General features: G+C 63.5%; 13 protein-coding genes. 4 read left to right on the plus strand and 9 right to left on the minus strand.

Features of this window, described 5'->3' with window-relative positions; genetic code table 11:
* Positions 1-320 precede the first annotated feature (320 nt).
* Both N8H74_RS23140 and N8H74_RS23145 read left to right on the plus strand, forming a co-directional pair.
* Positions 321-1,472, plus strand: a complete 1,152-nt coding sequence (locus N8H74_RS23140) for a M14-type cytosolic carboxypeptidase (protein WP_217830527.1) — start codon at positions 321-323, stop codon at positions 1,470-1,472.
* 137 nt (positions 1,473-1,609) lie between these two features.
* The gene (locus N8H74_RS23145) at positions 1,610-2,815 is read left to right on the plus strand and encodes an MFS transporter (RefSeq protein ID WP_262150566.1); all 1,206 of its coding nucleotides are present in this window, start codon (positions 1,610-1,612) and stop codon (positions 2,813-2,815) included.
* 4 nt (positions 2,816-2,819) lie between these two features.
* Here the strand turns inward: N8H74_RS23145 and N8H74_RS23150 are convergent, their stop codons facing one another.
* Both N8H74_RS23150 and N8H74_RS23155 read right to left on the minus strand, forming a co-directional pair.
* On the minus strand, positions 2,820-3,365 hold the full coding sequence (locus N8H74_RS23150; protein WP_217830529.1) for a cytochrome b: 546 nt from the start codon (positions 3,363-3,365) through the stop codon (positions 2,820-2,822).
* Complete coding sequence (locus N8H74_RS23155; RefSeq protein WP_262150568.1) at positions 3,362-4,456, minus strand: catalase family peroxidase; 1,095 nt, start codon at positions 4,454-4,456, stop codon at positions 3,362-3,364. Before N8H74_RS23155 ends, N8H74_RS23150 begins: the two co-directional genes overlap by 4 nt.
* Positions 4,457-4,613: 157 nt before the next feature.
* On the opposite strand from N8H74_RS23155, the gene N8H74_RS23160 reads away from it, so the two are divergent.
* Together N8H74_RS23160 and N8H74_RS23165 are read left to right on the plus strand one after the other, a co-directional pair.
* Positions 4,614-5,120: a sigma-70 family RNA polymerase sigma factor gene (locus tag N8H74_RS23160; RefSeq protein ID WP_217830531.1), complete on the plus strand. Its 507-nt coding sequence runs from the start codon at positions 4,614-4,616 to the stop codon at positions 5,118-5,120.
* Positions 5,117-5,869, plus strand: coding sequence for an anti-sigma factor (locus N8H74_RS23165; protein ID WP_262150571.1), 753 nt, complete (start codon positions 5,117-5,119; stop codon positions 5,867-5,869). Before N8H74_RS23160 ends, N8H74_RS23165 begins: the two co-directional genes overlap by 4 nt.
* 26 nt (positions 5,870-5,895) lie before the next feature.
* Here N8H74_RS23165 and N8H74_RS23170 read toward each other — a convergent pair whose 3' ends face one another.
* The 7 genes from N8H74_RS23170 to N8H74_RS23200 form a co-directional block, all read right to left on the minus strand.
* Positions 5,896-6,867 carry a spore coat U domain-containing protein gene (locus N8H74_RS23170; protein ID WP_262150573.1) on the minus strand — a complete coding sequence of 324 codons (972 nt, stop codon included), beginning with the start codon at positions 6,865-6,867 and terminating at the stop codon, positions 5,896-5,898.
* A complete protein-coding gene (locus N8H74_RS23175) occupies positions 6,864-9,221 on the minus strand; it encodes a fimbria/pilus outer membrane usher protein (protein ID WP_262150575.1) in 2,358 nt (785 codons plus the stop codon). The genes N8H74_RS23170 and N8H74_RS23175 overlap by 4 nt, the downstream gene beginning before the upstream one ends.
* A 75-nt stretch (positions 9,222-9,296) precedes the next feature.
* Complete coding sequence (locus N8H74_RS23180) at positions 9,297-10,085, minus strand: molecular chaperone (protein WP_217830535.1); 789 nt, start codon at positions 10,083-10,085, stop codon at positions 9,297-9,299.
* A 34-nt stretch (positions 10,086-10,119) separates the two neighbouring features.
* The gene (locus N8H74_RS23185) at positions 10,120-10,620 is read right to left on the minus strand and encodes a spore coat U domain-containing protein (protein ID WP_262150577.1); all 501 of its coding nucleotides are present in this window, start codon (positions 10,618-10,620) and stop codon (positions 10,120-10,122) included.
* A 4-nt stretch (positions 10,621-10,624) separates the two neighbouring features.
* A complete protein-coding gene (locus tag N8H74_RS23190; protein ID WP_217830537.1) occupies positions 10,625-11,161 on the minus strand; it encodes a spore coat protein U domain-containing protein in 537 nt (178 codons plus the stop codon).
* A 19-nt stretch (positions 11,162-11,180) separates the two neighbouring features.
* Complete coding sequence (locus N8H74_RS23195; protein ID WP_262150580.1) at positions 11,181-11,714, minus strand: spore coat U domain-containing protein; 534 nt, start codon at positions 11,712-11,714, stop codon at positions 11,181-11,183.
* 103 nt (positions 11,715-11,817) lie between these two features.
* Positions 11,818-12,339: a spore coat U domain-containing protein gene (locus N8H74_RS23200; RefSeq protein WP_217830539.1), complete on the minus strand. Its 522-nt coding sequence runs from the start codon at positions 12,337-12,339 to the stop codon at positions 11,818-11,820.

Below are 12,339 nucleotides of genomic sequence, written 5' to 3' on the forward strand. Positions count from 1 at the left end.
CTAATCACGGTTTTTGACCCGGCTTTTTGCCGGGTCTTTTTTTTGCCAGTTTTCTGGCTTTATAGCTTCAGGCTAATGAAGTCTTTGGGCGCTGCAAATTCGATGGCGCGGATAATATCAAAAGAATATCGCTTGGCAAGCGGACCCCGGCGGCATTGGGGCAAAGTAATGCCATTTAGCACTTGAGAATCAATCGCACAGTCACTAAGCTGCATTCGCGTCATGGACGACGCCCCCGCCACAACCCGCAATTTCCCTCGGTTTCACCCCTGTCTTGCGTGTAAAGTAGCCGCCATAAAAATCATATTCAGGAACCGATTATGACCGTGGCCAAATCCTCGTTCGACATCAGCGCCAATTTCGACAGCGGCAACATCCAAGTCATCGATATCAGCAATCCGCTCAACCCGGTTCTGGCGATCCGTCCGGATACCCGTAGCGGCCATTTCCAGTGGTTCCACTTCAAGGCCAGCGGTCTGCACGTCCATCAGGAACACTGGTTTCGCCTGGTCAACGCCAGCCAATCCTCTTACAACAAAGCCTGGACCGGCTATCAGGCGGTCGCTTCCTACGACCACGTCAACTGGTTCCGCATTCCAACCCAATTCGAAGGCGACAGCCTGCGCTTCTGCCTCGAAGCCGAGCAGACCCACGCCTGGTTCGCCTATTTCGAACCCTACAGCCGTGGCCGCCATGACTGGCTGATCCAGCAGGCGCTGACCAAGGCCGGCACCGAGTTGCTGGCCACCGGCAAGAGCGTCGAAGGCCGTGACATCCAGCTGCTGCGCAAAGGCAGCGGTGCCGAGGGTCGGCGCAAGATCTGGATCATCGCCCAGCAACATCCCGGCGAGCACATGGCCGAGTGGTTCATGGAGGGCGTGATCGAACGCCTGGAGCACCACGACGATCCGGTCCTGAACAAACTGCTGGCCAGCGCCGATCTGTATCTGGTGCCGAACATGAACCCGGACGGCGCGTTCCACGGTCATCTGCGTACCAACGCCATGGGCCAGGACTTGAACCGCGCCTGGCAGAACGCCAGCCAGGAGATCAGCCCGGAAGTGCTGTTCGTCCAGCAGCAGATGGAAAAGTACGGTGTCGACCTGTTCATCGATGCCCACGGCGACGAAGAAATCCCTCACGTATTCACCGCCGGTTGCGAAGGCAATCCTGGCTATACCCCGCGCATCGAGAAGCTCGAAGAACACTTCCGCAGCCACCTCAAGCACACCACCAAGGACTTCCAGACCAAGTACGGCTACACCCGCGACGAGCCGGGCCAGGCCAACATGACACTGGCCTGCAACAGCGTCGGCGAGAAATTCGACTGCCTGTCGCTGACCCTGGAAATGCCGTTCAAGGATCACGACGACGCACCGAACCCGCTGACCGGCTGGTCGGGTAAACGCTCCAAACAACTGGGCAAAGACGTGCTGACCACCATCGCCGACATGGTCGACACCCTGCGCTGATCCCCTGCTCCGTCGTCACCAGAAAGATCGCAGCCTCTTCTGCGATCTTTTGCTTTCAGGCAAAGAGGTTGCAAATAGAAACCAGATTATCTACCGTCATTCCAGTTTTAATTTGAAACCTGAAACGGAGTCGGGACATGAAACCTCAAACACTCGGCAGCGGCGTGGTGCTGCTGTTCGCCATTGCCGGCGGCCTGGCGGTGGGCAACGTGTATTACGCCCAACCGCTGCTCGATGCCATGGCCGAAGCCTTCGCCCTGTCACCCGCGACCATCGGCATCGTCATCACCCTGACCCAGCTCGGATACGGCGTCGGCCTGGTCTTGCTGGTGCCCCTCGGTGATCTGCTCAACCGTCGCCGGCTGATCGTCACGCAAACCCTGCTGTCGGCGGCGGCTTTGTTGATGATCGCGCTGGCATCGAGCGGCGCGTGGCTGCTGCTCGGCATGACCCTGACCGGCCTGCTCGCGGTCGTCACCCAAGTGCTGGTGGCCTACGCCGCGACCCTTGCGGCCACCGCAGAACACGGACGCGTGGTGGGCGTGATCACCAGCGGCATCGTCGTCGGTATTTTGCTTGCGCGCACGGTTGCTGGCAGCATGGCGGATCTGGCCGGCTGGCGTTCGATCTATCTGCTGTCGGCGGGTTTGACCCTGATGATGGCACTGCTGTTGTGGCGCGTACTGCCCAAGAATGAAGCCCCGCAATCGGCCACGACCTATGTCGCGTTGATCGCCTCGGTATTCAGTTTGTTCAAGGAGGAGCCGGTGCTGCGGCAGCGGGCGATTCTGGCCCTGCTGACCTTCGCCAGCGCCATGGTGCTGTGGACGCCGATGGTGCTGCCGCTGGCCGCCCCGCCACTGTCGCTGAGTCACAGCGAGATCGGTCTGTTCGGCCTTGCCGGTGCGGCAGGCGCACTCGCCGCCGCGCGAGCCGGGCATCTGGCGGATCGTGGATGGGGACAATGGGTCAGCGGCCTGTCGCTGCTGTTGATGCTCGTTTCCTGGCTGCCGATCGCCCTCACCCAGTCCTCGTTGTGGGCGTTGCTGCTGGGGGTAATCACCCTGGATCTCGGGCTGCAGGCGGTACACGTCAGCAGCCAGAGCATGATCTACAGCGTACGCCCGCAAGCGCAGAGCCGACTGACGGCCGGCTACATGCTGTTCTACTCGATCGGCAGTGCCTTGGGTTCGATCGGCTCGACCGCCGTGTATGCCTGGGCCGGATGGCTCGGCGTGTGCCTGCTCGGCGCCGGCATCAATGTCATCGCGCTGCTCTACTGGTGGCGAACGCTGGCCACCCGAGCCACCGGTGGCGAGGAAGCATGCTCCCGCGCCACCTAGGCCATCAGCCGCGATCCCGTCCGCGCAGCATGCTGTCGAGCACCTCGTCGCGACGTATCCAGCCATGGAACAGCGCCGCCGCCAGGTGCAACAGCACCGTCAGGAACAGCAGATACGCCAGATACCCGTGGGCCTTGCGCAACAGCGCGAACACCTGGGCATCCGCTGGCACGATCGAAGGCAACTGCAACGAACTGCCGAGCATCACCGGATCCCCGGCCGCGCTGATCATCGCCCAACCCAGCAGCGGCAATACCAGCATCAACGCATACAACAAGAGATGGGAGGCCTTGGCCGCCATGGCTTGCCAGCCCGGCAGATCCTCCGGCAACGGTGGTTGGCGGGTAGCAAGGCGCACCGCCACACGGACGATCGCCAACAACAGAATCGCAATGCCCAGCGGCTTGTGCAGGTTGATCAGCCATTCATGCCGCTGCGACACCGAGGCGACCATGCCGGCTCCGATGAACAGCATGGCGATGATCATGATTGCCATCAGCCAGTGCAGCAGGCGCGCCAGCGGATTGAAATGCGTCGGTCGAATGCTCATGGGCGAGCCTCCTGTCGGGTGGCGGGCAACTGGCTGACTTCGCTGGTGCGGCGCAGGTAGGAACTGGCGTAAGCGGCGGAACGCGCCGCGAGCAATGGGTCGTCGGAACCCTGGATACCGGCCGGCAGCACCAGCGGATCGTAGTTGACGTCACGGCACTCGCCGCTGAGTTGCGGCTGGGTTTTCTCCAGCACCAGAGTGCCGGCATTCAGCACCTTGCGCCCGGCGGGCCAGGTCTTGCTCGCGTCATTGACCGGATCATCGGCGTTGGCCAGGGTGATGTTCAACTGGAAGCGCAGCGGCGCGGCGGCCAGCCGTTGCACCAGATCCTTCTCCAGAAAATCGCTGCCCTCAGGCGCGGTGGCGCCTGCTGCGTCCTGGGCCAACGGGGTCACACTCCAGCGCACCGCTTGCTTCTTCCCACTGGCATCCACCAGATAAAACGCGTTGATGCCGTTATAGGTTTCAGTCGCATAACTGGCCGATGGTTTGGCGGTTTTCACCCACGTCAGGAATGGCACGGCTTCCGGGTGCGAGGCAAAAAACGCCGGCACTTTGCTCGGGTCCGGTTTGCCGGTGGCAGGATCCGGGGACTGTGCCTGTTGCAACTGATAGAACGCCTCAGGCGTGCCCACCGGGAACACCGGCATGCTGTTCATCCCGGTGCGCCACTGCTGACCGTTGGCCTGAGTGAAACGCAGCGCCAGGCTGCGGATCGGCACGGCGCTGTCCGGCGCATAAGGATTGCCGGCCGGCAGCGCAAAGCGTCCGACCACCGGGGTCCGTGGGTCGTTGAACACTTGCGCAGTGGAATACACCCGCGCCTCACCGCTGCTCTCGAAATGCCCGATCACGCAGACACCCTTGGCGTGATTGCGACGAAATCCGGGATGCACGCCGTTGTTCTTTTCCATCACATCGACCAGCGCCTTGGGGGTCAGACGCTGTGGGTCAAGCGTGCCGTGAACGTAGGCAAAAGCGCCGGCGAGCGCGGCGACCACCACGGCGATGCCGCCCAGACGCAACACCACGCTCGCGGCGCTCAATGGCGGGCGCTGCGGCCCGCCGGACGGTGAGGTTCGATCAACCATGAACGACTCCAGGGCCATCGGCCACAAGTAGGAAGAATCAGCAAGACGTGCGCCAATCGGATTTATTCCACGGCCCGGTATTTATTTTTCCGAACGTGGAATAACCTCGGTTGCCGGGCGTCTTCCTAGTCCACAGCGTAGTGACTAGCGGAATTTCATGAGCGAAATCGACGAACAACTGAGAGAAATCATTCCCAGATTGCGCCGCTTCGCGCTGTCGTTGACCCGCAACGGCAGCAGCGCGGACGATCTGGTGCAGGCCAGCCTGGAGCGAGCCCTGTCGAGCTGGGGCGATAAACGCGCCGAGGGTGACCTGCGCGCCTGGCTGTTCTCGATCCTGTATCGCCAGTTCGTCGATGCCCATCGGCGCTCTCGCCGCTACGCGCGGATGCTCGAATTCTTCACCGGCCGCGAAGACACCGAACCCTCGGTCGAACGCACGGTGATCGCCCGCTCGACCCTGCAAGCCTTCGACCGCCTGCCCACCGAACAGCGCGCCCTGCTGCTCATGGTCTCGGTGGAAGGCCTGACCTATAAGGAGGTCGCCGAGATTCTCGACGTCCCCACCGGCACCGTGATGTCGCGCCTGTCCCGCGCCCGCCAGGCCTTGCGCCAGCTCAGCGACGGCGAAATCAGCAGCCCTTCTTTGCGGATACTCAAATGATCAGCATGCCTCCCAGCGAGCGTGACCTGCACGCTTACGTCGACCACCAACTCAACGATACCGACCGGCGTCTGCTGGACAACTGGCTGGCCAGCCACCCGGACGAAGCCGCCCGGGTGCGCGCCTGGCAGCAGGATGCCCAGCAACTGCGCGCGGCACTTGGCGGTGCCTTGCAGCAACCGGCCAATCCCGATCTTGACCCCGCCGTGATCCGCCAGCGCCTCAAACGTCAGTCACGCCGACATCTGGCCAGCGCCGCGATGCTGCTGATTGCGGTGAGCATTGGCGGCGTCAGCGGCTGGCAAGCGCGGCAGATGACCTTCATGCGCTCGATGGCCCCCATGACCGACGCCTTGCAGGCCTATCGCCTGATCGCTCAGCAAGGCCTGTTACCGGCGGACTACACGGTCGACAGCAAGGAGGGCATGCAACATTGGCTGGATCGTTACTTCACCCGCGCCAGTCGCTTGCCGGACCTGACCGCTGCGGGGTTCCAGCCGATCAGCGGCCGCCTGCTCAGCACCGATGAAGGCCCGGCGGCGATGGTCACGTACGAGGATCGCGGTGGACACAAAGTCAGCTTCTACGTGCGCCCGCCAGGACCGAAAAACACCTTTCTGCCCCGAGGCAGCCGCAGCGACGGAGAGTTGCAGGCCGATTATTGGTCGGGCGGCGGCTACAACTATGCGGTGGTCAGCCCGGTGAACACGCCGGCTGCGCAGCAGCTCAGGCAATCGCTGCAGTTCTGAGTCTCCAGCGGTATCCCTTGTGGGAATCAAAACCCCACATCCAGCACCACATTGTCCAGGTAGGTCCCCGCTGGCGGTGTGGTCTGGTCGGTGTAGATCTTCGCGTTGTAATTGAAGATCTGACTGCCGGTGCCCAGGCCGTTACCCGGATTGACCTCGGCATCGGTGCTGGCCCGGCGTGCGGCGCCGACGCTGCCCCAGCGCGTGGTGCCGGCGCTCTTGAAGATGTCGTACGCCAGATAATTGCTGCCGGAGATCATCTGCCGCCGACCTCCGACACTCAGGGGATTCTGCCCGTCGCTCAGGCCCACGGTGTACACGCTGCCCTTGGTGCAAGCCAGGTTGATGGTCTGCCCGGTGACCGCCGTGAAGGCGCTGACCACCGGCGCGCTGCCGAACGCGATGTTTGGCGCGGTGATGGTGCAGTCGTTGGACACCGTCAGGTTGACCGTCAGCGTGGTGGTGCCGCTGGCGATGTCGCGCCCCAGGCAAATCCCGCCGATGCCGATTCCGGAGCAGTAGTTCCAGTTCCAGAAAATGCTCAGGGTCTCGCTGTACACCCCCGCCGCAACGTTGCTGCCAAGCGTGGTGCCGAAGTACAGCGGCACGGTTCTCGGCACCGTGCCGCCCAGCAGTCCCAGGGCGTCGATGATGCCGTTGCGAGCGAAGTCATAAGCGGTGCCACGGGTCAGCGGGTAGCTGGTACTGTTGTTCGCATAAATCGTGTAGCCGATGACATCCCCGGTCGGCCCGAGCAGGCCGCTTTGGGTCGATGTCACCGTGGCCCAGAAATGATCGTTGCTGGTCAGCAGCGACAGCAGCGACCCCGTACAACTCAAACCACCGTTGAGCGTGGAGCTGGGCTGCGACGTGGTACGCACCGCAATCGAACTGATGGTGCCGAACGCGGCCGGCGTGGTGGTGACCACCGAACACAATGCCTGCGCCGCTCCCGACCAGCACAGCGCCAGCAACACGAAAACGCGCGCACCGATCATTGGCACACCAACGGCCCGATCAGCGGCACCTGGTCCTGCTGCAGATCGACAGCAAACCGGGCCTGGCAGGTCGTGCCATCCGCCAGGGTCACGCGCAACGAGTTCTGCGCCTGCAGGTTTTCCAGATAGACCAGGCCGTCCCAGCCGACCACCGTGTGCGTACCACTTTCCTCATGCAGCACCGCGCTGCCGAGCGGCAACTCACGCTGCTGCCCATCCACCAGCACGATGCTCGCGGCAATCACCCGGCTCAGGGGAAACTCCAGCAGATAACCGCTACCACGGCGCACGGCGATCCGCTGCTCGACATTCGGGCTGCGCACATTGGCCGGCAGGTTCAACGGATCGATCTCGTATTTGCCTCGATAGTAGGCGCTGCTCCACGGCACCAGCAGGTGGCCGTTGCGATCGGTCTGGCCGACCTGCTGATTTTCGTAGCGCACCGGAATGTCCGCGTAGCCGTCGGTGCTGACCACCACAAAGGCATCGTCGATGCGGTTGGCGGCGAACATCTGGCGATCCATCCACACCAGCGAACCGCTGGCATCGGCCCAGCGGGTTTCGGCCTCCGAGGTGCCGTAGACACCAGCCTGCAACTGCACCGACTGCAGGCGCCAGGTCACATCGGCCTGGCGGTAATCGGCGCCATCGCCCTTGGCATAACCGAGGTTGAAACCCACCCCGCCCTCGCTCGGCACCGCGCGGCTGTAATTGACCCGTTGTTGCGATTGCCCGGTCTTGCTCCGCTCGCTGCTGATCGCCAGGCTGCCGCGCAGATCGAACGGGATCACCAGTTGCGCCTGCACCGCCCAGTTGCTGTCGCCGATTTCCCGATTGGCCGACAGGTAGAAACTGCTGTTGCGCCACAGCGGTTTACTCCAGCTCAGGTTAAGCAGCCGCGTGCGGGTATTGTCGGCCGCGCGGATATCGAAGTACCCGGCACCGAGGCTGCCCCAGCGCTCCAGATTGAGGCTCAGGGTCGCTTGCTCACTGCGACGGCTGAGGCTGACGTAAGGGGTGTCGACCACGGTCAGATCGGCGTACTGGTCACGGCGCTGCAGCCGTTGCCAGGAAAAGCTGTAGCGTTGAGTGGTGTATTGATAGCCGAGACTCAGTTGCTGGCCGGCCTCACCCTCGAACCGGCTCTGGCTGAGCGCACTGTTGAGCACGCCGAAATTGCCCAGCCGCAGATTGCCGCCGAAACCAGCCAGCGCCAGCGAGTCGGCAGCTTCGGCGTGGCTTTCGAAGGTGAAGCTGTCACTCACGCCGTAGCGCAGGCTGCCCGAGGACACCCCCGGCCCATAACTGAAACCCTTCAAGCCGTAATCGCGGCGCAGCGTACCGGCGGCTACCGAGAAATCGCTCAGGCCTTTTTGCAGCAAGTTGCTGGTGACGTAGAACGGCACGGTGGTCGACACCTGCCGACCCAGCGCGTCGGTGGTCACCACCACCGCCTCACCGGCACCGTTGATGAATGGAATATTGGTCAGGGTGTACGGCCCCGGTTGCAATTCGGCGCTGCTGGACTTGTAGCCGTTGATAAACAGATCCACCGACGAGGGCACCGCCGCTTCCCCGGCGAACTGCGGCAGTGGATAGGTCACCAGATCCGGACGCACGGCGAAATCCCGGGAAAACTGCACACCGCCCAAACGCACCGAGTTACTCCAGGGCAACGCACCGCTGATCACGTCGCCCGCCTCGTAAGTCAGCATCCGCTCGTCATCGGAGTAGCGCCAGGTGGTGTCGTAGCGCAGATAACCGTTGTTCAGGGTGCTGACCGCATCTTCCGACAATGTGCGGCGGTACTGCCCGGTGTTGGACAACGTGCCCCAACTGTCGAACACCCGCACTTCGTTCCACGCCGCCAGATAGCTGCCGGCATCATCGGTGTCGTTGAGGTACAGGTCGTAGTTGAACAACGCGCCGAAACTGCTCAACGCCTGGGTACGCGGGTAGGCCTGGCGGTTGCCGATGAATTGCTCCGGCAACCAGTCCGCCGGCACATCGAGCAGCAACCGCTGACCGACGCTGTCGTAATCGCTGTGCAGACCCGGCAGGCTGTCAAGATCGACTTCGGCGCCCACCGTATCGGGCAGCTTCATGCCGGTGTCATGCAATACGCTGGCCGGCAGAAACAATCGGCCGCCGCGCTGCTCGACCGCCACCACCCGCCCGGTATTCATCTGGTTGACCACCAGTTCGAGAAACAACTGTGCATCACTCACGGCCTCCATGCCGCTGGGGGGCGGCGGCAGTTCGCCGGCCCCGGCTGGATCAACGAACACCAGGCAGCACGCGCCGGTCATGAGCCACAACGGACGCTGAATACGGCGAGCCCATCCCGGACTCATTAGCGTGTCACGTCCGTCAATGGACTGAATCCTCCTGATACCGCTTTCAACCACTCAACAAAATCTGCGGCGACGTCAGCGCGCCGGCGCGATGCTCTGCACTTGCGCCGCGCCATTGATCCGCCCTTGCAACGCTGGCTGCCCCGCCAGCGGCCCCGGCGCGGGCCAGCGCATCACCGCGCCCGGCAGTACGTAGCCCAGCAACCCTTCGGCCAGCGGTTTGTCCTGACCGGACTGTTTGATCGCGACATCGGTCAACCGCGCATGCACCGCCCCCTGATTGCGCACTTCCACATAAGGCCGACCGTCCACCGTGACCGTGCGCCAGCTCAGTTGCGGCAGGCCGACACCCTTGGGATCACGCTGGCGCGTGCTGTCTTCCTTGCTCCACAACCCCGCTCCGTAGGCGAACAACGGGACCGAATAGCGCATCTGGAAGCGAATGGCGGCAGCGGTCTTGCCGTCCGCAGCGGCGGGGGCCTGGGCCGAGGGGATTTCATCGATGATGATGCGGTAGGCCAGCTCCTGCCCCGGCGGCACTTCCCTGGTTCGGGTCAGGCGCACCAGTTGTTTCTGCCCAGGCTCGATCTTCGCCACCGGCGGGCTGCCGATCACCTCGCGCTGGTTGCGGTACTGCTCCTCGAAACCGTTCTGCGTCCAGCCGAACACGCGGATCTGCAGGTTGGCGGTTTCGTTGCCGCGATTTTCCAGCCACAACGCACTGGCCTGCTGATCGGCTTCCAGCACCGGGTCGATCGGCCAGATCAACACCGAACTGGCGGCCTGAACCTTGCCCGCCCCGCACATGACCAACCCCAGCATCGCGCACCGCACGAGTGATTGCCGTGTCGTGAATGACCCCATGAACCTGCTCCTTGTCGGCAATTCAAGCCTCGCCTCACCACGACAGTTGCACCTGCAACACGTCGCTGTACGTCCCCCCAGGCTGATTGCCCGGCAATTGCACCTGACCGTAGATCGGCAGGCTGATGTTGTTGGCATCGCTGTAGGCCACCGCCACACTCTGGCCTATCCCCAGGCTCTGGCTGTACGCGGCGTCACGAAACAGCGCATAAGCCACCTGCGCGCTGCCAGTGGTGAGCTGCATGCGCCGCCCGCCGTTGTTGTACTGGCCGCCATCGACAGTCATGTTCAGCGTCACCCCCGGCGTGCATTGCAGTTGCACGCCACCGGTGAGCGCCACCTGCACCGTGCTGGTGGACAGGGCCGAACGCGAGCCGAAATTCAGCCCGCCATAGTTCGAGACCCCACCCACCACCAGGCAGCCCGGCGTGATCGTGGCGCTGACCTGAAAACTCTGGCTGGTCACCGCCGCCAGCGGCAACGGCAAACCGGCCGCGCACAGCATCAGCAGCGCGGTAAAGCCATGCCGGCCCACGGCACTAGAACGTCAGTTCGACAGAGATGGTGTCGGTGTAAGTCCCCGCCGGCAGCCCGGCCTTGCCCACCGCCTGACCGTAAAGGTTCACGGTCTGCGCCACCCCGGTGCTGGCGGCGAGGCTGATCACCCCGTCGATCGCCAGCAACTGCGAGTGGCCGGCATCGGTGTACAAGTCGTACGGCACGTAATTGGCGACGCCGTCGTACAACGCCCGGGTGCCGCCCGCCGACTGTCCGTCATGGGCACCGGCACGCACCTTGACCGTCGGCGTGGTGCCGGCGGAACAGAGGATCGACAGCGCCCCGCCGCCGCCACCCAGCACTTGCCCGCTGGCGGTGGTGAACAGGCTGTTGGCGGTGCCGAAGTTCAAGGCACCGAAGTTCAGCCCCGTAGAGCCGCCGGAGCCATTGACCTGGCAACTGCTGGTCAGGATCAGGCTGGAGGTGATCTGGCCGGTGACGGTGGTGGCGGCATTCACGCTGGAAACCAGCGTCAGGCCGAGCAGTGACAAACCGATCCTTGAGGCAATCTTGTGCATGGTGTCCTTCCTTTGCGGTTTACCAATCGAGCGTCACCGTCAGGGTGTCGGTATAGACACCGGCCGGTACTGCGCGGGTATTCGCCACCACCGTGCCAAATACCGGAATGGGTATCTGCGCGCCGCTGGTAACAGCGAAATTGTGTTGCTGGCCGATGCGGTAGCTCTGGCTGCCAGAGGCATCGAGGAACAGTTGATAGGGGAGCGTCTGGCGCCCGTTGCTCAAGCGGCGGGTGGTGCCGTCTCCATGGGTGCCGCCGTCGATGGTCACGGTGAAACCGGTCACCGACGGGTTGCAGGCGACGTTGAGCCGGCTGTTGGCATCGTTGTCGAGGCTGGCCTTGATCGGCGCGTTCCAGGTCGGGCCTTGCTGGCCGAAATCGAGTTTGCCGAGATCACCCACCGGGCTGGCGGGGCTGGAGGAGTTGGTCACTTCGCAGCCAGCAATCAGCGTCAACCGCGCAAGGATCTGCCCGCTGACCGCCGCTTGGGCGTCTTCGGTGAGCAACAGCAGCGTGCTTGCGGCGATTACCAGCCAATGTCTGCCCGTCATTGCGTCCTTACTCCCTCAGCTCACCCGGCAGATTGCGTACAACCGCGAGTGCCCTCCCTTGCGCCACCCACATCCATCGGGTGGCCGATAAAAACCGCTGCGATCACCAGGTGACCGTCACCTTGACCAGGTCCGAATAGCGGCTGACCCGAGGCACCTCGGCCAGCCGCTCGATCCGCGCGTACAACGGCAGCTCCACGGTGCCGCTGTCCGGCACCCGGCCACTGACCGGCACATCCACTACCAACGGAACCCGCCGCGCCGCGTCCTGGTACAACCGATAAGGAATCGGCTGGCTGCCCGCCTGACCGGCCATGTAGCGCACCTCGCCCACTCCGCCATGCAGGCCGCCGTCGACGCGCATCTGGTACGGCGTGTCCGGATTGCACTCCAGACGCGGCAGGCGCTGGTTGGTCAGCGCCGCGCCGAGCGGCCCGGCCGGATCGTCAAGGCGCGCCGTGCTGCCAAAATCGAGCACGCCCAGTTGCTCAATGCCCGCTTCCCGCTGCTGGCCGATCAACTGGCAGCCGCGTTGCACGTCGACCCGCACCTCCACCTGCAAATCCGCAGCATGGACGGGCACGACAAGCACTGTCAGCAGCCCCAGAACCGCTCTTGCCTTCAC

The organism is Pseudomonas sp. B2M1-30, from assembly GCF_025447575.1.
GTDB lineage: Bacteria > Pseudomonadota > Gammaproteobacteria > Pseudomonadales > Pseudomonadaceae > Aquipseudomonas > Aquipseudomonas botevensis.

Bases quoted from the DNA above. Each gene is read 5' to 3' on its own strand.
- N8H74_RS23175 (WP_262150575.1), bottom strand. From the start codon at position 9,221: ATGAGTCCGGGATGGGCTCGCCGTATTCAGCGTCCGTTGTGGCTCATG.
- N8H74_RS23150 (WP_217830529.1), bottom strand. From the start codon at position 3,365: ATGAGCATTCGACCGACGCATTTCAATCCGCTGGCGCGCCTGCTGCAC.
- N8H74_RS23195 (WP_262150580.1), bottom strand. From the start codon at position 11,714: ATGACGGGCAGACATTGGCTGGTAATCGCCGCAAGCACGCTGCTGTTG.
- N8H74_RS23180 (WP_217830535.1), bottom strand. From the start codon at position 10,085: ATGGGGTCATTCACGACACGGCAATCACTCGTGCGGTGCGCGATGCTG.
- N8H74_RS23155 (WP_262150568.1), bottom strand. From the start codon at position 4,456: ATGGTTGATCGAACCTCACCGTCCGGCGGGCCGCAGCGCCCGCCATTG.
- N8H74_RS23170 (WP_262150573.1), bottom strand. From the start codon at position 6,867: ATGATCGGTGCGCGCGTTTTCGTGTTGCTGGCGCTGTGCTGGTCGGGA.
- N8H74_RS23160 (WP_217830531.1), top strand. From the start codon at position 4,614: ATGAGCGAAATCGACGAACAACTGAGAGAAATCATTCCCAGATTGCGC.
- N8H74_RS23165 (WP_262150571.1), top strand. From the start codon at position 5,117: ATGATCAGCATGCCTCCCAGCGAGCGTGACCTGCACGCTTACGTCGAC.
- N8H74_RS23140 (WP_217830527.1), top strand. From the start codon at position 321: ATGACCGTGGCCAAATCCTCGTTCGACATCAGCGCCAATTTCGACAGC.
- N8H74_RS23145 (WP_262150566.1), top strand. From the start codon at position 1,610: ATGAAACCTCAAACACTCGGCAGCGGCGTGGTGCTGCTGTTCGCCATT.
- N8H74_RS23190 (WP_217830537.1), bottom strand. From the start codon at position 11,161: ATGCACAAGATTGCCTCAAGGATCGGTTTGTCACTGCTCGGCCTGACG.